This window comes from Bacteroides sp. 44_46 (assembly GCF_001915465.1).
In the GTDB taxonomy this organism is placed as follows: Bacteria; Bacteroidota; Bacteroidia; order Bacteroidales; family Bacteroidaceae; genus Bacteroides; species Bacteroides clarus.
Genome location: NZ_MNQO01000009.1, coordinates 1 through 25,675, shown reverse-complemented (window position 1 = coordinate 25,675; position 25,675 = coordinate 1). Strand labels below are relative to the sequence as shown.

General features: G+C 49.4%; 26 protein-coding genes, 1 tRNA gene and 1 pseudogene. 7 read left to right on the top strand and 21 right to left on the bottom strand.

Translation table 11 applies throughout. The annotated features are described in order from the left end of the window. Positions 1-27 precede the first annotated feature (27 nt). The 19 genes from BHV73_RS04340 to BHV73_RS04250 form a co-directional block, all read right to left on the bottom strand. Positions 28-126 (bottom strand): smalltalk protein, encoded by a 99-nt coding sequence (locus tag BHV73_RS04340; protein WP_162614324.1) that lies wholly within the window; start codon positions 124-126, stop codon positions 28-30. A gap of 93 nt (positions 127-219) precedes the next feature. Continuing rightward, complete coding sequence (locus BHV73_RS04335) at positions 220-714, bottom strand: HU family DNA-binding protein (protein ID WP_022219633.1); 495 nt, start codon at positions 712-714, stop codon at positions 220-222. Between the two features lie 268 nt (positions 715-982). After that, positions 983-2,209: an RNA-directed DNA polymerase gene (locus tag BHV73_RS04330; protein WP_286736895.1), complete on the bottom strand. Its 1,227-nt coding sequence runs from the start codon at positions 2,207-2,209 to the stop codon at positions 983-985. Further along, the gene (locus BHV73_RS04325) at positions 2,184-2,543 is read right to left on the bottom strand and encodes a four helix bundle protein (RefSeq protein WP_196053347.1); all 360 of its coding nucleotides are present in this window, start codon (positions 2,541-2,543) and stop codon (positions 2,184-2,186) included. The genes BHV73_RS04330 and BHV73_RS04325 overlap by 26 nt, the downstream gene beginning before the upstream one ends. A gap of 21 nt (positions 2,544-2,564) precedes the next feature. Then, positions 2,565-3,104: a hypothetical protein gene (locus tag BHV73_RS04320; RefSeq protein ID WP_286736890.1), complete on the bottom strand. Its 540-nt coding sequence runs from the start codon at positions 3,102-3,104 to the stop codon at positions 2,565-2,567. 785 nt (positions 3,105-3,889) lie between these two features. After that, positions 3,890-6,313, bottom strand: a complete 2,424-nt coding sequence (locus BHV73_RS04315; RefSeq protein ID WP_286736888.1) for a DUF4906 domain-containing protein — start codon at positions 6,311-6,313, stop codon at positions 3,890-3,892. Positions 6,314-6,342: 29 nt separating this feature from the next. Then, complete coding sequence (locus tag BHV73_RS04310; protein WP_286736886.1) at positions 6,343-7,569, bottom strand: BF2992 family fimbrillin-A clan protein; 1,227 nt, start codon at positions 7,567-7,569, stop codon at positions 6,343-6,345. A 35-nt stretch (positions 7,570-7,604) separates the two neighbouring features. After that, entirely contained in the window at positions 7,605-8,618 is a 1,014-nt protein-coding gene (locus BHV73_RS04305) for a fimbrillin family protein (RefSeq protein WP_286736884.1), read from the bottom strand. 22 nt (positions 8,619-8,640) lie between these two features. Then, positions 8,641-9,654, bottom strand: coding sequence for a fimbrillin family protein (locus BHV73_RS04300; protein WP_087426837.1), 1,014 nt, complete (start codon positions 9,652-9,654; stop codon positions 8,641-8,643). Between the two features lie 31 nt (positions 9,655-9,685). After that, positions 9,686-10,678, bottom strand: a complete 993-nt coding sequence (locus tag BHV73_RS04295; RefSeq protein WP_283127690.1) for a fimbrillin family protein — start codon at positions 10,676-10,678, stop codon at positions 9,686-9,688. Positions 10,679-10,702: 24 nt separating this feature from the next. Continuing rightward, positions 10,703-11,638, bottom strand: a complete 936-nt coding sequence (locus BHV73_RS04290) for a DUF5119 domain-containing protein (protein ID WP_286736880.1) — start codon at positions 11,636-11,638, stop codon at positions 10,703-10,705. A gap of 22 nt (positions 11,639-11,660) precedes the next feature. After that, positions 11,661-13,163, bottom strand: coding sequence for a DUF3575 domain-containing protein (locus BHV73_RS04285; protein ID WP_286736878.1), 1,503 nt, complete (start codon positions 13,161-13,163; stop codon positions 11,661-11,663). 40 nt (positions 13,164-13,203) lie between these two features. Continuing rightward, entirely contained in the window at positions 13,204-13,383 is a 180-nt protein-coding gene (locus BHV73_RS04280) for a hypothetical protein (protein WP_286736877.1), read from the bottom strand. Positions 13,384-13,395: 12 nt separating this feature from the next. Further along, a complete protein-coding gene (locus BHV73_RS04275) occupies positions 13,396-14,613 on the bottom strand; it encodes a fimbrial protein (RefSeq protein ID WP_286736875.1) in 1,218 nt (405 codons plus the stop codon). Between the two features lie 49 nt (positions 14,614-14,662). Further along, positions 14,663-15,634 carry a DUF3868 domain-containing protein gene (locus BHV73_RS04270; RefSeq protein WP_087426842.1) on the bottom strand — a complete coding sequence of 324 codons (972 nt, stop codon included), beginning with the start codon at positions 15,632-15,634 and terminating at the stop codon, positions 14,663-14,665. Positions 15,635-15,664: 30 nt separating this feature from the next. Beyond that, positions 15,665-16,249, bottom strand: coding sequence for a DUF3575 domain-containing protein (locus BHV73_RS04265; RefSeq protein WP_286736871.1), 585 nt, complete (start codon positions 16,247-16,249; stop codon positions 15,665-15,667). A gap of 12 nt (positions 16,250-16,261) precedes the next feature. Next, the gene (locus tag BHV73_RS04260) at positions 16,262-16,672 is read right to left on the bottom strand and encodes a hypothetical protein (protein WP_022219615.1); all 411 of its coding nucleotides are present in this window, start codon (positions 16,670-16,672) and stop codon (positions 16,262-16,264) included. A gap of 373 nt (positions 16,673-17,045) precedes the next feature. Further along, positions 17,046-18,008, bottom strand: coding sequence for a tyrosine-type recombinase/integrase (locus BHV73_RS04255; protein ID WP_286736867.1), 963 nt, complete (start codon positions 18,006-18,008; stop codon positions 17,046-17,048). Positions 18,009-18,137: 129 nt separating this feature from the next. Further along, a complete protein-coding gene (locus BHV73_RS04250; protein WP_286736864.1) occupies positions 18,138-18,323 on the bottom strand; it encodes a hypothetical protein in 186 nt (61 codons plus the stop codon). Between the two features lie 72 nt (positions 18,324-18,395). Between BHV73_RS04250 and BHV73_RS04245 the strand changes: the two genes are divergently transcribed. Continuing rightward, on the top strand, positions 18,396-18,869 hold the full coding sequence (locus tag BHV73_RS04245; protein ID WP_022219613.1) for a hypothetical protein: 474 nt from the start codon (positions 18,396-18,398) through the stop codon (positions 18,867-18,869). A 56-nt stretch (positions 18,870-18,925) separates the two neighbouring features. Then, positions 18,926-20,323, top strand: a complete 1,398-nt coding sequence (locus BHV73_RS04240; RefSeq protein ID WP_286736863.1) for an HsdM family class I SAM-dependent methyltransferase — start codon at positions 18,926-18,928, stop codon at positions 20,321-20,323. Here the strand turns inward: BHV73_RS04240 and BHV73_RS04235 are convergent. Beyond that, a tRNA-Ser gene (locus BHV73_RS04235) sits at positions 20,324-20,411 on the bottom strand. 565 nt (positions 20,412-20,976) lie between these two features. On the opposite strand from BHV73_RS04235, the gene BHV73_RS04230 reads away from it, so the two are divergent. From BHV73_RS04230 to BHV73_RS04220, 3 genes are read left to right on the top strand one after another with little or no spacing between them, the layout of a single operon-like run. After that, positions 20,977-22,203, top strand: a complete 1,227-nt coding sequence (locus tag BHV73_RS04230) for a quaternary amine ABC transporter ATP-binding protein (protein ID WP_087412502.1) — start codon at positions 20,977-20,979, stop codon at positions 22,201-22,203. Beyond that, complete coding sequence (locus BHV73_RS04225; protein ID WP_196053361.1) at positions 22,200-23,027, top strand: ABC transporter permease; 828 nt, start codon at positions 22,200-22,202, stop codon at positions 23,025-23,027. The genes BHV73_RS04230 and BHV73_RS04225 overlap by 4 nt, the downstream gene beginning before the upstream one ends. Positions 23,028-23,048: 21 nt before the next feature. Continuing rightward, positions 23,049-23,900: a glycine betaine ABC transporter substrate-binding protein gene (locus BHV73_RS04220; protein ID WP_087426848.1), complete on the top strand. Its 852-nt coding sequence runs from the start codon at positions 23,049-23,051 to the stop codon at positions 23,898-23,900. Positions 23,901-23,980: 80 nt separating this feature from the next. On the opposite strand, the gene BHV73_RS04215 is transcribed toward BHV73_RS04220, so the two are convergent. Continuing rightward, on the bottom strand, positions 23,981-24,205 hold the full coding sequence (locus BHV73_RS04215) for a winged helix-turn-helix domain-containing protein (RefSeq protein ID WP_022217587.1): 225 nt from the start codon (positions 24,203-24,205) through the stop codon (positions 23,981-23,983). A 935-nt stretch (positions 24,206-25,140) separates the two neighbouring features. On the opposite strand from BHV73_RS04215, the pseudogene BHV73_RS04210 reads away from it, so the two are divergent. Continuing rightward, positions 25,141-25,373 (top strand): annotated as a pseudogene (locus BHV73_RS04210) (DUF4138 domain-containing protein); the annotation flags it as partial. A 194-nt stretch (positions 25,374-25,567) separates the two neighbouring features. Beyond that, a partial coding sequence (locus BHV73_RS14690) for an HNH endonuclease (protein ID WP_353681441.1) occupies positions 25,568-25,675 on the top strand: 108 nt, incomplete at its 3' end.

Genomic DNA, 25,675 nt, shown 5'->3' with positions numbered 1-25,675 from the left:
GCTTCTCTTCTATTATTCCCTAAGGAATTATTTCAGCACATTCGTGCCGCCCAATACACCCAGTACGGCCGTAGCCGCAGCTATCAATGCCTTTAATATCTTGCTCCAGAGGTTTTTCTTTGCCATTTTCCACACCTCCTTTCCGCCTTTACCTGATTACGGTTCATGTTATCGGATAGTAACAGAGGGCAGTTACAGAAGACAGTTACCGACACAAGCTTATCCAAGAGGATTCTCCTCCTCGCCGCCATCCGAAGAGCCGCCATTACCACCGTTACCGCCATCGGCAGAGCCGTTTTGAATACGGTCTACATCCTTGAAGCTCAAACCGTCGGAACGTGTAGCTCCTGTGGCTACTAAACGGATATCGCTGTTGGCACGGAAGCAGATGCGCAGACCTGTGATGTCATTGGCTGTAAAATCTTCCGCTTTTTCCGTACCTTTGCTTTTGGCAGAGAGGTAAAAAAATCCCAGTCCGTCTATATTGACCGAGCGGCCGGAAAGCAATAGTTTTCTCAGTAATGTGCGGAAGTCTTTCAGTACACTGATTGTCTCACCCTCGCTTACACCGGAATTGCCGCTTATTTCTTTAGCCACTTCCGTCAGTGTAGCGGCTTGTCCATACTCGTACGTAATGGTAGGAAATGCTTTCTTTGCAGAATTTTTGTCCGACAAGTCAGTCAGGCGATAATGCTTACGATACAAAATTGTCATAATGTTCTTTTGTTTTTAAATGAATACTTTGTCTTAATTATCTCTTTGTCAACGTTAACGTTACAAAGATGCGGCAATCCCGCCGACAACCAAAAGAACATTTTTCCAACCCCAAACATCAATAAAACACAGACGCTATATGCCCTCTATCCTCTCTCGCCCCAACTAACACTCCGATCCGAACGCGATTCATAAGGAAAAAAGAGAAAATAATCGGTAAGTAAGCCCTAAAAAGAGAAGATACAGCCGGACAAACCCGGTCGAAATATCACTTCCCCTGGTTCATAACGCCCCTTCCCGCAATAAACGGCACAAACACCAGCTTTTCCCCTCGAAAGTCACCCATTTTGCAGAAAGAGGCGTTACGCTCCACAAGCAGGTGTTTGAAACGGTGGCAGGCCATGTGCCGCATATAGCCCATATAAGAGTTCGCTACGCAGGAGATATACAGCAGCCTGTTCCTGTCTACTTTCCTGTCCGACAAATGGCGGTTCATCTTCGCCATGCGCTCGCTGATGCGCGATTTTATCTTTCGCGGCAGATAGCGGCGGTGGGGCTTCACGAAAATGCCGAGAAAGGCACTTCCTTTATATACCTGTTGCAGAAACACCTTGTCGGGATGCAGCGTCAGCTCCAGTTCCTTTTCCAGAAAGCCGCGCAATTGCGGGATGAGTTGCGACAGACGCTTCCTGTCAGTGCCCACGATAAAGAAATCATCCACATAGCGCCCGTAATACCTCTCGCCCAAAGTGCGCTTCACAAACTGGTCGAGCACGTTCAGGTAGACATTGCTGAAAAGCTGCGAGGTAAGGTTGCCGATAGGCAGGCCGCGTCCTTCGGGCACATGAAACAGGCTCTTGTCGTAAGGCAATCCCTCCCAGTCCTTGCTTGTTCCCCGCATTTCGCAGTCAAAGGTGGGGTCGTTGAAGATAATCTCCTGCATCAGATACTCCAGCAGACTGTAATCCAGCGCATCCGCCCAGTACCGCCCCATGCTGTTTTTCCGTCCGGCATAGCGCCATAAGGTTCCCATCACCTGGTCGTAAAGTTTCTGCCTGACGATGTGCATGAAGTACCCCCTTATATCCAGTTTCAGCACATAGCAGCTACGTTTCCAGTTGTCCGAGCAGGCACGCAGATGATGTTCAAAACGCTGCACGCCGTAGAGCGTTCCCATACCTTTGCGGCACGAGTAGCTGTCCGCGATGAAGGTGCGTTCAAAAATCGGGGCGGTGTAGTTGTAGAGCAGATGATGCACCACACGGTCGCGGAAGTGGGCGGCAAACACCTCTCTTTTCACCGAATTTCCGGTAATGAAACAAACGCTCCTGCCCACTTTATAGGTACGGTCACGCAGTTCTTCGTACAGTTTTACGAGATTCTCCTCCAGATTGAACTCAAACTCAAACTCAAGCTGGCTGCGCGTATTTCTTTTGTGCTTCCGGGCATCGTAGTAGGCACGGAACACATCAAGTAACAGGGGTTCTTCCTTCATAACTCTTTTGCCATGCAGACAATTGTTTGGATATGGATTCGGTCATTAGCGAAGCGTTGGCGTAGTTTTTCAGCGACAGTTGTTTCAGGTCGTGCAGCAGGCGCAGTTGCAATTTCACGGCAACCAGTTTCTCCCTTGCCTCGACAATGATTTCCACCTTCTGCCGGTTGGCATTGGCGCGGTAGATAAGAGTCAATATCGTTATCAAATCTCTCTTCAACGTTTCGCCCAGCGTATAGCGATAGTCACGTTGCACGTCTTTTCCGGTCTGATAGACATACAGCAGCAGGTCGTAAGTAGCCTTATATACGGGAAGTTGATTATAAGTAGCCATTCCTTCTGTGATATTCTATGATTATTCCGCCAGTTTACGCTTCAGTTCCATAAGGAACAACATGCAGTCCACGGGAGTTTTGCTTTCGATGTTAAAACGGCGGATGCAGTCCGCAAGCCCGTCGCAACACTGTCCGACGGCAGAAACGGCGGGTGAAACAACGGATGAAGCGGCAGATGAAGCGGCCGGCTCCATAACCGGCGAAGCGGCGGCAGGCTCAGGAGCGGCAACAGCAGGCGGCAACGACCTGGGTACAGTCTGTTTCCAAACCTCAAACCCGTCGGGATCTATGGGCGAGGCGGCCAGTACCAAACGGGCTTCCTGCCGCATCAGCACCTTGCAACCGTTCAGTACATTTTCGGCTGCCGATACAGGAAAGCCCAACGAAACGACATCCTGTTTTACGGCTATCACCCATTTGCGGGTAGGCTTATAGGGATGCACCTGCATGGAGAAGGCATACGCCGACTTCTCATAGGCACGCCAGAATATTCCCTCACGCAACAGGATGATGGTATTCCGGTTGCCGTTCTCTATCTGAATAATTTCCTTTACGGTCATACTGTTTTTTTATGGTAAATAACTGATGATACGTTACGATAAAAATAAGTTCCCCCTTCCACGCCTGGAAGGGGAAAACTTTCAAACAAACAAATAGGCACGGACGGTGATTCACATCCTCATCCGGCTACAAAAACCGAAGATTGCGCCGGGGGCAAGAAGAAGGTCATCCCCCTTAAAAAATCTTCGGTGTCTCATACAAACAAAGTTCAGGCCTGTAAGTTCTCGGACGCAACGCACAGGGAACGCATTCGAACGGTTGGTGTTGTTCACCGGGTTCACCCAGCCTGAGTTCGTGTTCAGGAAGCCCCCGTTCTGCGACGTGGCAGAGTACGGAGAGGCCGACCAAGCGTAGCACCCCCACCCAACGTTGTTGACATGGCCGTCAAACCCGTTGCGATAGCCGGCCGCCGGAAAAAGCAATCACTGAAATGAATGTACCGGAAAGAAGCGGATATATCCCTGTCAAACGGAATACGCCGCCCGGTCCCCATACAGACTGGTGTGGATAACTAACGGAAACGTAGCTCGGGGTGTAGGCGGCCGTAACCGCACAACACGTAGTCCTTATACGCAAATTACTCCGCCAGTGGATTGCTGAATTTACATATCACCCTACCGCAAGCACCGGGACTTGCAATACTCTCGATATATAACCGGAACTTGTTTTCTTTCAAAGAACTTTTTTTTTCGACCGCCTTACGGCGGTTTTAGGTCTTGGGGGCTTTAAATGCCCCCAAGAATAAATCAAAAAACAAATCGAATAGCGTCACTTCGTACCGCTATCAATCTCGGACGCAACGCACAGGGAACGCATTCGAACGGCCGGTGTTGCTCACCGGGTCCACCCAGCCTGAGCCCGTGCTCAGGAAGCCCCCGTTCTGCGACGTGGCAGAGTACGGAGAGGCCGACCAAGCGTAGCACCCCCACCCAACGCTGTTGACATGGCCGTCAAACCCGTCGCGATAGCCGGCCGCCGGGTAGAACGCCACATTGCCCGCATCCGCTGTTTCCGCTTCCCCGGTAGTGAAGAATCTACGTCCCCACACCTCGAATTTTTCATCCGTAAAGCCGATACCATCGGTAGTCTGATTATACTTATCCGCCTCAACCACATTGTATTCGGTCACGTTACTCGTATTATAAGCCGTTGTAACGGTCGTAAAGTTAGTCCATGCATCCTGCGGCGGCATATGATAGCCATAGGGACACGGGTCGTAGATGGTTTTCTTCACATCCGCAACCGTTCCCAGCATCAGGCCGGCTTTCTCATCTTGCAAACCGCTTCCCCACAGCTTATTGGATGCTTTCCACGGCACGGAACCTTCCGCGCCGCCCTTTGCCGGATGCGCCGCAAAAATCCAGTTATAAGAGGGATTCGTACCGTCACCGCCATAGGTGACGGCTTTATCCTCATCATTACGCAGAATGAACATCAGCGGATTCTCCACCGCATAAGCAAGCTGAACTTTCACGGCATTCAGGTCAAAAGCCTTCGTGAGCACACTGTTCGTTATCTGGTTGGAATTCTTCAGAATCCTGTTTCCGCTTCCATCGTACACAGGCACAATGTCCGCATCATTCGTTCTTGTCATTACCCCTGCCGCAGGAAACGGGTCTTTACGGCCGAACTGGAAATATACGCCATACGTTTTCACAGCCTCTTCCGCCACTTTCGTAGCCTTTCCGCCGGCAGAACCCAGATTTCGGTCCATCATCTCAAACTTCCGCTTGGCGATATCGGCATAGGCGGCAAGTTCGTCGCGCGGACGTGTTTCGTATGTCTGCACCTTAATGCCGTTTCCGTCGAATGCCGCCGTAGTCCATATATGCCAGCTCCAAAGAGTGGTAACTCCGTTTTTGGCGGCAACCACCGCATTTCCTTCGGTGGCTCCGCCCACTTTGAACACGACATAGCCGTTTCTGGAATACCCCACATAGTCCAGGGTGGAAACCGTCCCCCCTTCGCGGGTTTCCCACACGAGGGCGGCATTGGTAGGCTGAATCTTGTCGTTGGCCGGTATCACCGCACCCGTATAGGAAATCTGCGCCGGAGTTTCCGCACCGTTGCCACGCACGGTAGCCTTAAAGCGATACCATTTATTGGCATCGGAAGTCCTGACCACATAGCAATTGGCAGTCCGGGTTCCGGCTGCGCTCAAATCCCTGCCCACCAGCACACGGCCGTCGTTCATGTTCGTACCTTTAATAGCGGCGTTCACCGTGTATTTCGTGTTGCGCGCCACATTAAAATCGGCTGCATTGTCGCCTGCGCCCAGATAGATGGCGTACGACACATCACGGGCGCTACCGCCTTGCGGCTTATAGCTTCCTTCTATCAGAATATAGGTGGCCGTAGCAGGCACATTTCCCTCATAGCGGTCTTTCCAGTCCGTCAGCGAATTGCTTCCCGCCTTGTTTTCAGGAATATACCAGGCGACAGTCTTGGAATTGTCGCTCGTATAGGCTGTAAGCTCCTCCGCAGCCGGAGCGGTTGCCGCCGACTCTACATAATAAAGTTTCTTCGCCACGTTCATCAACTTCACGGAAGCCACCGTAAAAGCGTCACCGGCATTCGGAGTTGTCAGGTTCAGACTGACTTTGGCTACCGCACGGGTCAGCGAGACGGTAAGGGATGCATTGTCCGTTTCCGAGTTAAAGTCGGTCTTGCAACCGCACATCGGCAGGTTTTGTCCCGTTCCCTTGCCCGAGGACACTTCCGCCGCAAACTTCTTGAAGTCGGCCAAAGCGCTCCCATACGCCACCTTTTGCGTCAGGTCGCCCACGTTTGCCAGCACATACACCGTACACGTGCCCATCCCCGCGGCCAGTGAAATATCCGCCGTCAGCCCGCCGTCCGTCAGCGAAGCATATTCGCTGTATTTCAGCTTGCCGTCGGCATTGCCGAACTGGAACACACAAATATCGTTTACCGCATTCTCCTGAGCGTCGGTCAGCGTACCGGCACGGGTTACGGCATCATCTGCCGGCTTCCCGGCCTCCTCACCCAGCACCAAGTCCAAGGAATGGTCGCCACGGGCACGCGTCACACTTCCGGTTTCCCGCATAGGCGCCATACCGAGCGAAAGCCTCACAGGTGTCGTCGCAACATCAGGAGCGATATTTCCCTGCGTCTGCTCCTCGTCCGTACAGGAAAAGAGGCAAAGCGCGGATAACATCCAGAGTCCGAAAAATTTTGTTACTTTCATACTTATTTCTTTTTCATATTTCTTGTTTCTTATACTACATCCGGATTCGGGTTTGTCTTGCCGTCTCCGGTATCGGCAGGTACGTCTTCCGTTCCCCAGACATCGCCGGAACCGACTTCCGTATTACCGCCTCCGGTTTCGCCCGGAACCCCTTGTTCCGAAGCCCAGGGCAAGTCCTCACCGCCTACCGATGTCAGCCCGAACGCGCCTATTTCGGCGTCCAGTTCCGGATTAGGAACCCATTGGCCTGTACCGACGACGGTATTGCCGCCACCCGTTTCACCCGGTATCTCCACATGCTCCCACGTGCCTATATGAATAGTCACCGGAGTAAACGCGCCTATGTTGTCCTGTCCGGACATTACGCTCTCGCCCCAGGGAAGCACCTCCAGAATCAACCGGACGGAACCGCCTTTCATTTTCAGGGTGAATGTGTATTGCGTGCCCGCTGCAAAAGCAAGCGTTTCCGGCATATCCGCAACAAACTCCGCGGCCGCTTTCCCATTGAACGCCGCTTTCATCTTGAACCGGAATTCGCCCGCCTCACGCGGTAATGTCACCGCGGAAGCCGACGTTTTTTTGTCCGCGTCCGGCGTGGAAAATTTATCCCCCGCTATCGTAAGGACATCGGTCTGCGCAACTCCCGCAACGGGTAACGCGGAGTGCAGGGACGCCGTTACAGGCGCCTGCGTCATATTGGTCAGTCCGGCAGACTCGACACTTACCGAAGTGATATTGCCCGCTTTCGGCTGCAATGCGAATATGAGCTTCGTGCAATGCCTGTTCAAGTCGTGGAGTGCAACGGCCGGACTTGCCTCGCTCACCGTTTGTCCCGGCGTCAGCGAAGTGGCATAGTCCACGCCGTGCCCCACAGAAACGGCGCACGTCACGCCGGCTCCGCTGCGGCCGGCATCGGCCACCGCCAAATCCGGGGTCAGGGCGTAGAAATCGTACGTGCCCGTACGCAGCAACAAAGAGCTGACAGCCGCTAAAGTACCGTCGCCGTTTATGGCTTTGTACGTGCCCTCTCCCATGTATTTATCCGTTGACAAATCGGGAGACTCACCTACGCGCCGGAAAGCGAGAATACGCAGCATTGTGCCGTCCGCCAGCAGTGAAGCCGTCCTTGTAGCCACCTCGGTACAGACGCCCGATGCGGAAAACCGTACGGCAAACTGCTGTTCCCGTTCCCTCAACAGCAGTTCGTTCTCCGTACACGCGCAGAGCAACAATACTGCCGGCAAGTATTTTATCATCCCTTTATAGTTCATAAATCCGATGGGTTATCTTATTATATTTCCACATCCTCAATCGCGTCTCCGCTTACCCAGTCGGTAACGGACACCGTGGGATTTATCCCGGCAGACGTAAACTTCAAAGTAATGGCATACGAAGTGCCCGCCTTGAAACCGCCGTCGGCAGGAACGGAAATCTTAGGTTTCTGCAAACCGCCGGCAACCAAATCGACCTGCAATTCGATGGCATCGGCCGTCTGCGGGGCAAACATGGCATATCCCGCCATAACAGCGTCGTCGGCAGTAGCGCCTACGCCCATTTCCAGCGGATAGGCAATCGTACTTGAAGGCGTAACCGGGTCTGCGGAAACTAGATCCAAATTGTCCGTACCCGTAAAGGAAAGGTCGGTTATGGTTGTTCCGTCCGCCGATGTTACGGCCGGTACCTTGAACGTGCACCCTTGCTTTTTCCCGGTAACCTTGATTGATTTCACCTTGCCCCACAAAGCCTGTGTGGCCGCATCGGGAGCATACACCTTTACACTGATTTGGGTAAGCAGGTGGCTGAAAGCCAACGACTGTATCGGCGCGTCTTTCTTTCCCTCCTTCAACGGGGTGGCCATAATATCCGTCTTACCGTCAATCGTGCCGAAATCCACCACGCCTGTCGCCTGTGTAAAGGATACTCCTGTACGTCGCGGATACCAGCCTATCAGCTTGGTTTTGTTTCCGTTTGCCCGATAATATTGGGCAGGGGCGAAAGAGAGCTCCTTTGAAGAAGCCGCTATGCTTCCCGCCGGCGCATCGGTTCCATATGCGGTATACGTACCGCTATTGTCGGCATCGGCACGTGCAAACGCCACATCCAAATCCGTACCGAAACCGGAATTAATCATTCCGTCCAGTACCGCCCTCGTAGCCGCTTCTACCGAAGACGCTATATTGCTGTTAATGCGTATTTCCACCCGTCCGTCGTCTTGTACCATTTCCATGGGCGAATCTGCGGAACAGGCCGCAAACACCGACAGTAAAACGCCGTTGATATATAAAATCCATTTATTCCGTTTCATAAGCATACTGTATATCGGTTGATTATTGTATATCCTCGCTGCTTCCGCCGTCCTCTTTCCAGTCTTCCACGGTAGCCGACGCTTTGATTTCGGTAGCTTTGAACGTAAGGAGCACCACGAACTTCTTACCCTGCGTCGATGCGGTATAGTCGGCATTACTGCCGGTCGTTCTTAAATTGACAGGCACGGTTACAGGCGTAGAGCCCGAATTGGCGGTTTTTACGGCCAGCGTATAGTCTGCCGTGCCGGTTGCGTTTTTCAGAGGAGCCACCATCGAGTAGGCAACTTCTTCACCGTCGGTAGTCAGCGCTTTGGTTTGCGACGTGAAAGCGGTTTCCGGAGCAGCTCCTTTCACCCAGAAAGACATACCCGCAGGCAACAGTGTGGCAAATGCCGTACCTTCATCGGCAACTCCGGTCGATAAAGTCACCGTTACCGCACTTGCCGGATTGTCCGCGCCTACTTTTGTCAGGGTGAGGTCTGTCAGATTTCCCCATGCCGTAATGGCCGCATCATCCTCGGCCACCGCTTTGATTACCAACTGTGTAAGCAGGTGGTTGAATGTTAGCTGGGGATAAGTGCCGTCTTTCGACGTATTCTTTGTGGAAGATTTCTGGCCGGCCGCCATCACATCCTGGCTGCCATTGAATGTAAACTTGCATTCGTCATTGGCCGGAGTGCCCCAATCCTCAAACGGATACAAGCCGCAGATATACAAAGCGCGGTTGTCTGCCGGATAATATTTAGGCGTATCGAAACCCACCGCCGTAGTGCCGTTGTCCGTAAAAGTCATTTTGTCATTGGCATAGGTCGTCGTATAGCTGCCGCTCGTTTCGGACACCAGCACTCTGGCTGTCAGCGAGCCGTTTACGCCTATCGTACCCTCGTACGGCGCACGTGTCATTGTCTCCGCCGCGATGGCGGAAGATGTCAGCTTGATTTCCACATTCTCGTTCGGAACCAATTCAACTACATCACCCTGTGTACAACCTGCCATAGTTACTACGGCAAGAAGCGAAAAGATACTTTTTTTCATAACTGTTTTATGTTAAATGAATACTGATAATTTACTCTACCATTCCCTCACCGTAGCCGTCCATCACCCACGGCGTAACCTTTGCCGAAAGGGCAACCGCCGTATGGTCGCGGAATTTCAGTGTCACCATATAGGAGCGTCCCGCCCTAAAAACCGTTTCGCCGCCCGACGGACGTATCTCTATGCCGGAGCAGTCGCCCCTGCCGTCTGTTTTCAGCGTAAGGCGGAACACGGACTGCTCCGGTTGCAGCATCACCTCGCCCGCCAGAATTTGCGGCGCGTCCGTTGTTCCGGTTATGGCAACGGAAGCTTTCAAAGGAAACCGCACCGCATCCGATGCGGCAGACCAACCGCCCGGTTCCCCCGTTTCCAAATCGAGGGTGGCGGCCGTACTTACTCCGGTCAAGAGCAGCCCGGTAACTTTTACCCCCGCAAACTCTCCCTCGTCATCAATCAGCCGGAAACGGAGTTGCGTCAGTTTATGCTCAAAAATCAATGCGGAAGGAACCTGCCTGCGTGAACCTGTGACCGGATGCGCCCACATCACATCTTCCGCTCCCGTCAGCTTGAAGTGCAGAACGGGAGAATGTCCGGCCACAGCTTCCACATAATTATCTCCGCCCGTACCCACAGGCGCATAGGGATGATATACACAGAACTTCACCCGCTTATTCTCTTCCGGCGGATAGCTATAATCGCCGTCCCAGAAAAGCATGCCCGATGTTGCGTCTATTTTCGTGGTACGCACGTTGTTCATCAGGGGAGCGGTATCCCATTCGGCGGTCAAGGCGGCATACGAAGCGTCCGCACGGTCGGTCACCACGCCGTATACGCCCACACGGTCGCCCACGGCAACCAGTCCGGCAAGGTCGTTCACCGAAGCGCGGGTACGGACATCCGTAGATTTGTCCGCACGGGTTCCCAGCCTGATAAGGCCGTCCGGCAACAATGACTCCCGCTCCGCGCAAGCGCACAGCAGCAGACACACCGCCATTCCTGCAATATTTTTATATACTCCGTTCATAGGCCATCCTTTTTAATGCACCGTTCATCGCTTCCGGGCTCCTACCCAGCCCTCACCGCTTCCTTCCGTCCATCCCTTTACCACAGCGGTAAGAACCGTATTCATCAAGTCGACGCCGATGTTTACTTCTATCGTTTCATCTGCCGGCAGTTCGCCTGCATACAGATTGATGATGTCCGTCAGCGTTTCGTTCATATCCACCGAAGCGCTATATGCCTCGCCGACGGAATTGCGCACCTGCAACTGCAGACGGCAGTCATAAGATGTTCCGCCGTCCGGACAGAGCAATCCCAGCAAACGTATGTCCGCCGAAGCCCTATAAGCCGGGTCGGTATTTCCGGCTTGCGCTTTCGCCCTTGTCAGCGTGACGGTAAATTCCGTCCGTGTGTCGGGAGCGGCCGCCACGCTTTCCGCCGACGGTTCGCCGGAAAGCAGGAAAAGGGCGGGATACACCCCGTTCATTTTGCCGTTCAGCACTTTTGCCTCTTCCATACCCGTCACCTGGAAGTGAAACACCATTTGCTTCACCAGGCGGCGCGGAACAGGCGCATATTGCACCGTACCCCGCAAGGGAACGTTCACATCATCCACATTCCAGCTATATACATTGCCGGGCTGCGCATCCGAAGTCAGGCGGATTTCGGCGGAATGCCTGTTCTCCAGCCCTGTAAAAGCAACTCCGCGCGCATCCGTATTGTAGGCAAGCAGGCGGTAACCGCCCACGGGAAGCGTTATCGAAAATTGTCCGGCAGAAGCGGCGACATCCGCACCGTCTCCGGCAACGGCTTTGCCATCCGTCGTATAAAAACGGTAGCAGGCAGAAGACGGACAGGCAAAATCGCTCCACTCGGGCGCAATCGTCACCGTTCCTTCATCGCTGCGATAGTCCAATGCCCTCTCCGTACATGACGGAAAAGCAATGGCCGGAATAATCAGCCAACCAAGCGTTTTTATCTTCATGTCCGAACTCCTTTCCCCGTTTTTACTTCCGGCTGCCGAACCGGTAACTGATACTTATATCCACTCCCGTCACTCCGAAATGATTCTCACGGAAGTTACGGTTGAAATAATAGTAAGGCATTTCCACGTCATAGGCATTGACGTCCGAAGTGCGGTATCCGCCGCGCAAACCGGCTTCGAAGCCCCAATGCGCATCGAGCAGGATGTAGCATCCGACGGACAACCCGCCTTCCCAATAAGTGCCCGTACAGTTGGCAGTGCTTCCGGCTATACGGCTGCTGTCGGCGCTACGGTTATCAAAATCGCCCATTTGTCCGTAAACGCCCACGTAGCACCAGCGATAACGGCCGTCACCGTTCAACCAGAAACGGGGCTCGAGGCTGTATCCCGATATTCCCCAATGGCATTTACCGCCATCGTAGTCCCAATCCGCATAAGCGGCGGAAGCCACTGCCGACCAGCGGCGCGCGAAGAAGAACTCCGCCGACAGATTGGGAGTAAATGCGGTATAATCGAAATCGGGCGTCATACCCGCCCAGGTATATAAGTTCGTTTTTACGGAAACCAACGGCAACAGCATATTGCGCTGTTTGCGTGCAGTGCGCTGTGCCTGCCGTTCGGCCAGCCATTTCTCACGGAAACGTTGCTCTTTCAGCCGTTCCGCTTCTTCCCGGCGGAGTTGTTCCTCTTCCCGGCGTGCCTGTCCGGCACGTTCTTCTTCCATACGTATTTGCTCGGCCCGCTGTCGTTTTTCCGCTTCCAGTCTCCTGAGTTCCACCAGACGAAGTTCGTCGGCCTCGGCGGCAGCCCGTTCGCCTGCAAGTATTTCCTGAAATTCCGCATCCGTCAACTTCCGCCGGTAACGTTCCTCGATGATGCGGTGCAGGTCGTATTCCACCCTGATTTCAACCCGCCGGAGCAATGGAAAAAGCTCCGCCAGCATAAGGTTGTAAGGCACTCCGCCCTGCAAGTCCATCAGCTTCTTTTCGCGTCCTTTGAAGATGTCCGTATTATCGATGACAGCCAGCACTTCCGTACGTCCGGGCAATGTGGAAGCCTCCACCAGTTCGCGCAGCCTCTCCCAGTCCTCACCTACATAATGCACTTCCACCGGATAGCGTCTCGCCAGCCCGTACACGCTGTTCAGATAGTTTCTGAACCCGTTGGCACGGTCGTGCGCCAGCTTCTCGTTGGCAGCATAACTGCCTTCTATGGAGCAATAGCCGGTCAGGGTAATCCGCCGGACGTAAATCAGCGTATCGGCAAACGAGGAGCGCATGAATTTATCCAGCTTCTCCAGTTCTCCTGCATTGCCGCCGTAGTCTTTCCGTATCTGCCATCCCCCTTGCGGATAAGAGAAATAGCAGTTCAGGCCGGCCGTCCCTTCTTTGATAACGCGCCTGTACGTCGAGTCCCGATAGAGTTTATCGGGGCCCAACGTGTCGGGGGGCAAAATCACCTCTGCGTACAAGCAATCCGGAAGGATACATGTAAAAAGCAGCAGCAGTATCGTTTTTATCTTCATATAGTCTTGTTTTTCAAGTATTCATTACGGTCTGTTCCGGTTACGGCATTTCCGTTTCCTGCTCGCCCATATCCACATTCGTATCCATATCTACCGTTATATCCACGTTGTTGCCCCCTTTATCGGGCTTGGGCGGACAATCGTCCGGACTGTCGGAAATACATCCTCCAAGCAGTCCTGCCAATACGCAGAGTACAACTGTTTTTTTCAGTGTTCCCATATTCTTCCTGTTTTAGTTCAGTTCCACTTCCTGCACAATTTTCAGCGTCCAGTCGTCCACGCTCACCGTCAGTTCAAGACTGGAAGGCACTACTTCCGTACCGGGCGTGGGTTCTCCGTCGCCCTTGATAACCGCTTTGATGCGATAGTCGCGGTTGCGTACGATAGTGCCGTCGCCCACCCCGTTTTGCACGGCCGAGCCCGAAGGGGTGATAACCGTACCTGTCTGCGAGCGGTTCACCACGATAGGATAATACACATATACCGGAGCTTTAGGCCCCGTACTGCCGTCCGGGTCGAAATAGCCGGAAAGCACCAGTTTGGTACGATTGGCGGCATCGTTGTTGGCAAAGGCATAGAACCAATAGGGTACGGTATATTCATCCGAGGTTATCGGAATCCCTTCGGAAGGGGTAACATCATTCAGCAGAAAGCCCGCCCCCTCAGTCCACAGGAAAGAGCCGTCGGGCTGCTCGCTCGTCGTACCGCCATGCAGCCACGTAGGCTTGGCAGGCATGGTTTGGGTTATGTCGCCGGGCGAAACGCGGGAAGCTTCCAGCGCATTGCACAGAAAAATGCGGTCTAATGTAAATGTGGCATCGGCATAGTTCAGGCTGAATGCGCTGCGGATGCTCGCAATGGAGATACGCGCCACCAGACGGGACAGATTGACGGACACGGAAACCGACTTCCCGGTTTCCAGCACCACCGGACGCTCGCTGATGCCGGACATGGGCAAGAGGTCGGATGCCTGCTGTCCGTTGCGCACAGTCTGCACCAGACTGACATTTTTCCCTACAAATTCGTTTTTGGTCTGTACGCCGGCAAACGTTCCTTCGGGGGCGTTTGCCACCACAATCACGTCGCAAGTGCCGGGTGAGCACAAGATACCCTCTACCGCAAGCGTCCCGGTAGTGCCGTCGGCTTCGATAGCGGGCTCTGCAATGGTGTTCACCGACCCGTCGGCATAAAACAGTCCTATCGTCAGCCGATGAACGGTAGCCTCATTTTCGGGCAGGGCGGCGGCAGTGGCGCGAGTCTTTGCGGCGTTCGTACCGGATATGCTCAAGCGGAGCAAAGCTGTCTTTGCCGTATTCCCGCCTATGCTTTCGGCCTCGCCGCCGCACGAGGAAGCCAATACGGCGAATGCCAAGGCATACAGCCAGCAGATAATACATATACCTACAATCCTTAAAGTTTTCTTATACTTCAAAACCATGATTCCTGACATATATTTATATATTAAAGTAACGGATGTATGTTCATCTTGCCTTTTCGGTTCAATACAGGTTTCTCCTGCTCCTCAGTTCTTCCAGAACTTCGCTTGCGCGCTCTACCCCTGCCGCTACGGCCATTTCCAGATAAAGTTCCGCTTTCTCGCGGTTGCCTTCGAGCATACAGAGCACGCCCATATTGTTGAAAGCGGACGGACGGGTGGAAAAACGTGAAAGATACCTGCGCGCCTTACGCGTATCGCGCTTGCTCAAAGCCACGGCAGCGGCGTTGATGTTGGTTTCCGGACAATCGGGAAACAGGCGGGCGGCAAGGTCGTAAATATCGTTGAACTCGGCGGAACCTGGGGTATAGCTGTTGGCAAGGGCGAACAGGCATTCCGGCGTGATACATCCGTCACCGTTGGCCGGCAGGCGGAACTCGGCGCTTTCAAGGGAAGCGGGTATAAAATTGACCCATGACAGGCAGCGCACATCCACGTTTTTCTCCAAACCCGGAACTTCCACCTCGGGCAGCAGGATGCCCGAAGCAATCCTATCGTCGTACACTCCCGCTTCCTTACCGTTGCATCCGCATTCTTCGGTGTGCAGCATGAGGTCTGCCTGCACCATCCACTCCCTGAACGGAATAGCCACTTTATATGTGAAACGGCGGGATGCCTTACGGTCGTTTTTCAGTACCACCGAGGGAACGGGATTCTTACCGTTGCGCGTTTCGGACGCTCCACCCAATACACGGGTACGCTCGTACACTTTCTGTTTTTCCGCACCGTTAATAAGAATAGACGGCAAATCGAACGACTGCTCTCCCGCCAGCAAAAAAGGTGTCAGCGTAAGCGATTCATCCGAAGGCATTTGCAAACCTTCATAGTTGACATCCATCTGTATATGCAACTGATTGCCCGAAAGGGAGAAACTCCGACGGGTTATCTGTATCTGCCCCATATAAGCCTCTTGACCGCATAAGGTGAGCAAGGGCAACAACAGCAGCAATACGCTGCAAAATGTTTTTCGATTCATCTATTCAATTATTAATTGTGACTTACGTTTTTACTTAATCATATATACGATGGATACGGCAGCCTTTGTAGGGCCGTAATATCCCTTGTTTTTCACATCCCGCTGCTTGCTGCCGCAATGGCCGCAACGATAGCGGTCGCTGCGGAGAAAGGCTGCCCCTACTCCCAAAGCGGCTTCCATGCCCCAATGCGGAGAAAGCACCCAATGATATCCATACGAAATGCCTGCGCCCAAAAACCAACCTTCGTAACGCGCCTCGCGCGCTCCTTTCAGAATATGGAAAGGCAGATGCACTCCGCCTACATTGAAACGTCCGCCCAAAGCATGGACACCCAGAAAATGACCTGCAAAAGGAGTACACAGCCAGCGACGGGCTTCGGGTTGCAAAATCCAGTGTTTCCAACGACGGTTATCACGGGGAGCAAACGGCTGATAATGTGCCGCAAAGTCCAGTGTCCACCGGGTAGAAACAAGAAGTTCCGCTTCTATATTCGGGGAAGCCAGAGCATCGGCTAAGAGATTGCTTTTCACTGCCAGACGTTGCGCAAATGCTCCGGAAGCGGACAGGATGCTCAACATTCCGGATATTATCAGTATGTATAGGTTTTTACTCATTTGCTCCAATCTTTATAAATCCAGTAGGTTCACATCGCGCAGCATGGTGCACAGCATCTGGTTAATAACACCCAGCTTTGACGCTCCCATGCCGTAATGAAAATGCTTATAGATACGGTCTTCATCGGCGCTGGGAACAACCGGGTTAATTCCTTCACCGATAGCTATCAGTAGTTGAAACAGAGATATTTCCGATAATTCCTTGCATAATCTATATGATTGAACCGCATCCGGTTGTTCTTCGGGTAACAGACGTATGAAACCGGCATTCCGCAACTGTCCCAAAATAGCTGTACACGAAGGATTACAAGCATGTTCAGCCCCCTTGTCCGAGTAAGAGCGAGTATCGTAGTACGCTATCTCATGGAGTATACCTATTGCTTTCTGTGTTTTGTCTGTCAACATTTTTATTTCATTTATCATAAAAGATATACCGTTACTTCATAAGTAACAGATAGATACATAACAATATTTATATTGTCATGTCTAAACACAAAAAGACATAGTTATTTATGTGTACATAATAGGGTGTTATCTACACTGTCTCCGTTCACTTTTCAGCCTAAGAAAAGTGCGGGGATGCTATGTGCCATAATCTCCATAGTTAAGAAAGATAAAAGCTGAGTTCTGGCTTATCACTCAAAATACATAGCAAAAAGTGAAAAAATATAAGATTTTCTTTGGTTTTTTAAGTATTATGTATAATTTTGCGGGCATCTATGATTCCATTACTTATGAAGTAACTAAGCTATATAGTATTGATTATCAGTCGTAATTTGTTTGTTTGCTTTGTTTGCTATTTCTTAAATATATAATTTATTATTACTCTGTTAGCCTTTTCGATTTCGTCATTATCGAACTGCTTCAAGTAACCTTCCGTAGTAGAGATTGAGGCATGCCCCAATGCCTCTGAAATCACTTCCACAGATATTCCGCGAGATTTCGCGATAGTAGCCCAGCTGTGACGCGCGGTGTAGGAAGATAATCTCTTTCCCAACCGACAGGCTCGTGAGAGCCGGTATAGCTGTAAGTTCAGCATGCGCAACGCCTGTTGATAATCTTTATACGCCTCTTTACCGGAAAGCCTGCCATTCAGGATATTCAATAAATAAGGCGAAGACGGATCATCGCTGGCATAACGCCGTAAGAGTTTCATGGCCGCCGCATCGACTGCTATCGAAAGCGGCATCCCCGTTTTATGACGACGAATCGTGAGATAGCCGTTCCGCAAATCTACCTTACGCAAGTGTGCCAAATCGACGAAAGGTATGCCATGAAAACGCAGCATCAGCTCCAGGCAGGCACGTGCCCAGTCGAGGTCGCGTAAAGTACAGGGTGCAGCAGTTTCGCTTTCGGACGGAAGATTATCATTCTCTGTATCAACTCTTTCCAGCAGCGCCAACCGTATTTCCTCTTTCTTCAAAGCCCTCTGATGATTGGTATGCCGCCCGGTAAACACATTTTTAAACTGTCGGGGGATATAGGGGGCCAGCCCCATATCCACCGCCCGGTTGTATACCGCCCGAAGCATACGCATATACGTGGAAATCGTGTTCCACATCAATGCCTGCCTCAGCAAGTGCTCCTGATAGTGTCCCAACCAAACAGGGTTCAATTCTTCAATGCGCAAAGAGTATCCGCCATATCCCATCGCCGACTGCAATGCACAATAATACACATGGGCAGTACTGTAACGTCCCTGCCGTTCCATATCCGTTATCACGGATAACATAAAATCATAAAATTCACCTTTGTCCATAGTTCTGTTTATTTTTACATTATAATTAGTTTATTGACCCTCAGTCAACAACAAATCTTAGACAATGTTTCATTACATATATAGCTAATTACATATCTTTATAATTATGATATAAACTATTAATTTGTCCTACTTTTGCACCCGAAGTATTAAAGGTTCTTTTTTCCTCGGTGAGGAACGGGCGGTTCCTCGGTGGAAAGCCCCCTGTTCTTCGGTGAGGAACGAACCATCGGACACCGACCTATCATCGAAAGCCATTAACCGGCTACCATTCAATGTTTTACCGGAACCGTTCAGAATGAACTTCAACCGCATACGGTTTCGGACTCCTTTCACAGGAGCGCAAACATAAAAATCACTATTAAAAAATTAAAACATTGAAAACCAATGATGACCATCTGTGTGAATGTAGAACCGTATCTGGCACACTACATGTACGCCCGCTACGCCAACTGTATTCGTGAAGGCGCCATAAAGTTAAGCCACCGAACCAATCTTTATCACATTTTACTCGAACTTACCGCTCCCCGACCTCAAAATATTTCTTGGCGCGACATCGGAAACCTCACTTTTGCCCTACCCGTACCCGACATCGGCAAAGATCCGCGTACCTACAACTACCTGAGCGGCGAAAGCATCCGCCTGCTTTCCGTGAAGATAAACCGCCAGATGAGACGGGAAATGATAGAATATATGCTCAACGAGAAATTTGAACACGGCATCATGTACAAACATTCCCTCATCCGCTTCATCACCGATTATGACATGGACGAGTTAGTCAACGAAGATACCCTGATGAAACATTTCCAACTGTGGCGAAAGAAGGAGAAACTGGAAAGAAAAAAAGAAAGGGGAATATAGGCATACCGCCGGATTTCATGATAAAATGCCTATCTTTGCCACATCATAGCAGTGGTATGGCAACAGACACCTATTCAACAGAAAGCAAAGAATACGAAAACTCCCTCGACGCATCATATAAGAAAGGGAAGGGTATTTATTACACCGACATGGAACTGTCTTCAAGAATCATCAAATTCCTGGAGATTCCTTGCGGCGCCTATATACTGGACCCTTGTTGCGGAACGGGAAACTTTATCGTATCGGCACGGAGCTCAGGCCATGAAAATGTGTATGGTTCCGACATCGACGCAAACGCGATAGCTCTCTGCCAAAGGAAAAGCGGCATAAAGAACATCACCGTGCTGGATACTTTAGCGAACAACGGCAAGGATATCCTACGAGAGCTGCATTTAAAATCTCCCGTAGATTATGTGATAGGAAATCCGCCTTATGTGCCTATCAACAAGGACATCACCATAGACACTCCCGACCGACCGTTCCTGAAAAGCGTAAAAGAATCGGGCAGTAACTTATTTATTGCCGCCATATACAGGGCTTTTGAACTGGCCTGTCCGAACGGCGTGATTTCATATATCATCCCCAAAAATTTCCTGCATGTTGCCTCATACAGCAAGCTGAGGAAGCTGATATTGAGTGAAAAGACCATATTGTCGATTATCGACATCGGCGTGTATTTTAAAAGCGTAAGGGGGGAACAAATAATCATCACCCTAAAAAACAGCCACATCCCCAACCACAATATCCGCATCTACGGATACGGCAACAATGAATTCATCAAGCGTCTGGAAGTTCCGCAGAGCTTTTACGACAACGAGATTCTATTATTTGAGAATGAAACGGATTTCCGCATATATAAGCGGTTAGAATCCTCGTATAAGAAGTTAGGCGATATCTGTACAGGCTATGTGGGCAGGGGCAAATCCAAATCTCCATCCGCCGTCACAGGAAAGGACATCCGGAAGTTCTCCCTAAAGAATGCCCCCGTCCCCCAGAAAGGTGACCGGGTGTTTATTCAGAATATTTACAGCGCCGAGGCGGGTATCATCGCCAGCTTTGCAGGAAATTTAGAGGCCTCTGAAACCGTCACTGTAATTACAGACCGCGACGAAAACATGTGCCGGTACATTCTGGGCATTTTACATTCCAGACTATGCAACTATTTCCTATTGAAATTCTGCTACAACAATTCAAAACTCACCATGCATACCGATGCCAAATATCTTAAAAAGTTGCCGTTCATTATTAACAGCCGTACTTTTAATAAGATAGTAAGCATCGTAAAGCTACTTGAACAGACCCGATATATGAGTGATGAATGGTTTGAAGCCGTGGAGTCGTTAAATGATGTAGTTTATGAAACATACGATATAGGCAGGGCAGAAAGCGGATATATAGATGCTCAAATGAGGGGGGTACAATCCGGAAAGTGGGATTATAATAGACAGAAATAGCGGAGAGACGGGGATTCGAACCCCGGATACCCTTTTGGGGTATACACGCTTTCCAGGCGTGCCTCTTCAACCACTCGAGCACCTCTCCTTTTCGGGGCGCAAAAGTAGAGGAAGTTTTCGAATTTACCAAATGTTTGGCATAAATAATCAGCCGAAATATATTATATTCGACCAAACTCAAGTAAAAAGCGAAAAAAACTTCGATAATCAAATTTAATTATTACTTTTGCAGTACCACTTATGTACGATAAATGCGATATACGCAACGGGAAGGCATTAAGCCCTCGACGGTGCGTTTATCGCATTTATTGTTAGTACATGAGTGGTGTCAATATTAACAAGTCGGGGGCTTTTTTAGTTCCCTTTCTTATTATGCATTTATCTTTTTTTAGATACTTGTATAGCCCTCTTAAAAGGCTATTATAAATTTTGTCGTTTTCCCGTCTTACTTGTGAAAGCAGGACGGGATTTTTTTAACCGCCCCTGAACAAAGCGCACCGACAGCCCGTTTATATAACAGAAAACGACAAATATCCCTCATTCTTAATTCCATATTTGCTTGTCCTGCCCAGGGCAAACCGAGTTAAATAAACCGCCCCGGTCTGAAAATGAAACGTAAACCTGAACCATTAGTTAAAATAAACAATATTATTATGAGTAAAATAGAAATCAGAAACCTATACCTAATTTTCGGAAAAGAAAAACATAAAGCGGAGAAAATGCTGAAAGAGGGCAAAACCAAAGAGGAAATATTAAAGGCAACCGGATGTACCGTCGCCGTAAAGGATGCCAATCTCTCTATCAACGAAGGTGAAATATTCGTAATCATGGGACTGTCCGGCAGCGGGAAATCAACTTTACTACGCTGTATAAACCGCCTGATACGCCCTACCTCAGGAGAAATCATAATCAACGAAACAGACATCTCAAAGGCTTCCAAACAGGAGTTACTGCAAATACGCAGAAAAGAGCTCGCTATGGTATTCCAACATTTCGGATTGCTGCCCCACCGCTCCGTACTGCACAACATCGCTTTCGGGCTGGAACTGCAAGGAGTGAAAAAGGGAGAACGTGAGAAGAAAGCTATGGAATGTATGCAACAGGTAGGGCTGAAAGGCTATGAAAACCAAATGGTAGGACAACTTTCCGGCGGTATGCAGCAACGTGTGGGACTGGCACGCGCCCTTGCCAATAACCCGGAAGTATTGCTGATGGACGAAGCTTTTTCCGCCCTCGACCCGCTGATACGCGTACAGATGCAGGATGAACTGCTGACTTTACAGTCGAAAATGAAAAAGACAATTGTCTTTATCACCCACGACCTGAATGAGGCCATCAAGCTGGGTGACCGCATCGCCATTATGAAAGACGGCGAAATCGTACAGACAGGCACTTCGGAAGAGATATTGACCGAACCCGCCAATGCTTATGTGGAGCGTTTCGTAGAAAATGTAGACCGTTCCAAGATTATCACCGCAAGCTCTATCATGGTAGACAAACCGCTCGTAGCGCGACTGAAGAAAGAAGGGCCGGAAGTGTTGATTCGTAAAATGCGTGAACGCAATCTGACCGTACTGCCTGTGGTAGATGCCGGCAATATCCTGATTGGCGAGGTCAGACTGAACGACCTGATAAAACTGCGAAAGGAGCAAATCCGCTCGATAGACACCGTTGTGCGCCATGAAGTGCACTCCGTACTGAGCGATGCCATACTTGAGGATATCCTGCCGCTGATGACGCGCACCAACTCACCTATCTGGGTAGTGAACGAGAACCGGGAATTCCAGGGAGTGGTTCCACTATCATCACTTATCATCGAAGTAACCGGAAAGAACAAGGAAGAAATCAATGAAATCATTCAAAACGCAATAGAATTATGATAAATATAGGACAATATATAGAAACGGCCATCAACTGGCTTACAAATAACTTCGCTACATTCTTTGACACTCTGAGCATCGGTATCGGCGGCTTTATAGACAGCTTTCAGCATGTGCTGTACGGGATTCCCTTTTATATCACCATTGCCGTACTGGCAATTCTTGCCTGGATGAAATCGGGTAAGGGTACGGCAGTATTTACCGTGCTGGGACTGCTGCTGATTTACGGAATGGGCTTCTGGGAAGAGACCATGCAGACTTTAGCGCTCGTACTATCGTCCACCTGTCTCGCACTGCTGCTGGGAGTGCCGCTGGGTATCTGGACTGCCAACAGCAACCGATGCAATAAAATCATGCGTCCGATATTGGACTTCATGCAAACCATGCCAGCCTTTGTGTATCTGATTCCGGCAGTACTGTTCTTCGGACTGGGCACTGTACCGGGAGCATTTGCAACCGTCATTTTTGCCATGCCACCGGTAGTACGACTGACCGGGCTCGGTATCCGTCAGGTTCCGAAAAATGTAGTGGAAGCGTCCCGCTCTTTCGGTGCCACCCCTTGGCAGTTACTCTATAAAGTACAGCTACCGCTGGCATTGCCAACCATAATGACGGGAATAAACCAAACAATCATGATGTCTCTGTCCATGGTAGTGATTGCCGCAATGATTTCGGCCGGCGGCCTGGGAGAAGTCGTCCTGAAAGGAATCACCCAGATGAAAATAGGACTTGGCTTTGAAGGCGGTATAGCCGTTGTCATACTGGCTATCGTACTGGACCGCATCACGCAGGGTATGGCGCAAGGCAAAAAGAAAAAACAATAGAACAGGAAAGGAATAAGGAATATGAACAGACTGAAAACAACAGCCGTACTGTTACTGGCAGCTTTGCTGGCAACAGCCTGCGGCAACCTCAACAACGATAAGAAAATCAGCATAGCCTACGCCAACTGGTCGGAAGGTATCGCAATGTCTCATCTGGCCAAAGTGATACTGGAAGAACACGGCTACGACGTACGAATGCTGAACGCAGATTTAGCCCCTATCTTCGCTTCATTATCGCGTAAAAAAGCGGACGTATTTATGGACGTATGGATGCCGGTAACCATGCATGATTATATGGAGCAATACGGCGACAAACTGGAAATCATCAGCGATGTATACGACAATGCACGCATCGGACTGGTAGTCCCGGAATACGTCACTATCCAATCTATCGAAGAATTGAACGGGTATAAGGATAAATTCTCCGGAAAAATTATCGGCATCGACGCAGGAGCCGGAATTATGAAAACAACCGAAAAGGCACTGGACGGCTACGGGCTGGACTACAAACTGATGACCGCAAGCGCTCCCGCCATGACCACATCGCTGGGAAAGGCTATTCAGAAGAAAGAATGGGTGGTAGTAACCGGCTGGACTCCGCACTGGATGTTCGGACGTTATAAACTGAAAGTACTGGACGACCCCAAACAGATATATGGCAAAGCGGAATCCATCCACACTGTAACTTGGAAAGGCTTTAGTGAGAAGGAGCCGTTTGTTACCGAACTTTTACGAAATATCCGGCTGAATGACGAACAAATCAGTTCGCTGATGACCGCTGTGGAAGAAACACGGAAAACGGAAACCTATGCCGCCCGTCAGTGGATGAAAGAACATCAAGCATTGGTAGACAGTTGGATTCCGGCACAATAAAAGATACAAATTCCCTATACGTCCGACGAATTTTCATCACCGGAAGTATAGGGAACATTATGCTATGGTCGGAGCTGCTCTTAGCCGAAATTAAACGTATAAGCGTTCTTTCGCTGCAACTCGATAGTTCCATTCTTTCGCTCTATGCTGATCTGGTCTTCTCTTGCCAGCCAACCTGCTGCCAATGCTGTGCTCTCCACGCTTAAATTCAGCTTCTCGGCAAGCTCAACGATTGAAATCTCAGTTACTTCATTTAGTGCCTGCCAAACTTTTCCGGCATTGACACCTACAATTTTCTTGTCCATAAAGGTTATTAATAAAAACGGTTAGTAGTAATAATGGTTAGTTTAAGTATATTCATAACAGGTAACTGCCACTCTATTGTAAAGAGAATACCGTATCAGAGAGGTTCAAATCCCGAAAAGACTTTCCGGGAAGAAAACAGGAACAGCGACACACGTGTTTATCATATTGCAAAACATTTATGGCTTGTGCCCTTATGTGCAAACCAATTAACATAAAAAGCGTAAGGGCATTAGCTTCTTATAGAGCACAAAGTCTTGATATCCCTTTATACAGAAGTTCGGCTAAACGCTTTTTTCCTAAAATGCAAAAAACACTGCCACTCGATTGCGACTATACAAACATACAAATAATTTTAAAAATACAAGCACAATCAACTGTTTATCTTTATGAGTAACGATAAAAACAGATATTTAGGACATTATTATTACAAATACATCGTAGTATTTCCATGTATATCCGATATTTACGGGAATTGTGAGTTGGAATGGTACAATATAAATGTGACATAGTTAGGACAAACAGCAAGGGGGTACATCATCTTTTTTCAGAAGATATTAGCGGGGAATGTCCTACCGTTGACAGGACGCATGACTATATTCCATGATAAACACGCAATAGACTTTTGAGGATACAACAAAAGGGGCATAAATCTCGTGAACACTTGATTTATACCCCTTTCCGGCGGAGAGACAGGATTATGAACCTTTCTCTCCAAAATCCTTATGAATCAACATTTTAATTCAGTTCAATTTTTCAAATGTAACGATTTAGTAACTGAAAACTGTCTTTTTGTGTCACTCATAGACTTTCGCTTGTCTAAGCTTTATCATTACATTACAAAGGTACATTTTTTTGCTCATAGTTCCAAATCATAGTCTCATCTTATGTTTTTACTTTATTCTATAATCACTTCTGAAAACCGCTTTTTCATTACTTTTTAGAAGAAGCCACAAGTAACAGTTCGTATATCCGCATTAACAACTATTTCTAGGAATTAGGGTATAAAAAACGCTACTGGTGGAACTGATAATGCAGGTCATCTACAAGAGCAATGACCATAAAGTGCGCTACTTGGACAGCAAGTGTTTCGGCATATTTTTCTTAATAAAGGGGATTAAAACCTATAATAGAATGCTTTATGTGCATACGCAGACAAAGAAACGTTCCGGCTCTACTACACATCGGCATCAACCAGCGGACGATTGGCACCAATCTCATCGACAGCTTCAGCAGATGCAGCATGTTTCGTTCTCATTTAATAATGACAATAATGAAAAGGAGAAAAAATAATATTTATTATATTTGTTTTTTTGTTCTTCTTATAATATTTATTATATATAAATTATTAAATTGAAAAAGATATGTGTAAAAAAGGATATTGTATAATTTGTCATCAAGATAATCAAGAATTATCAGATGAACATGTGATACCAGAAGCCATAGGTGGATATTATCATATTTATAATGTT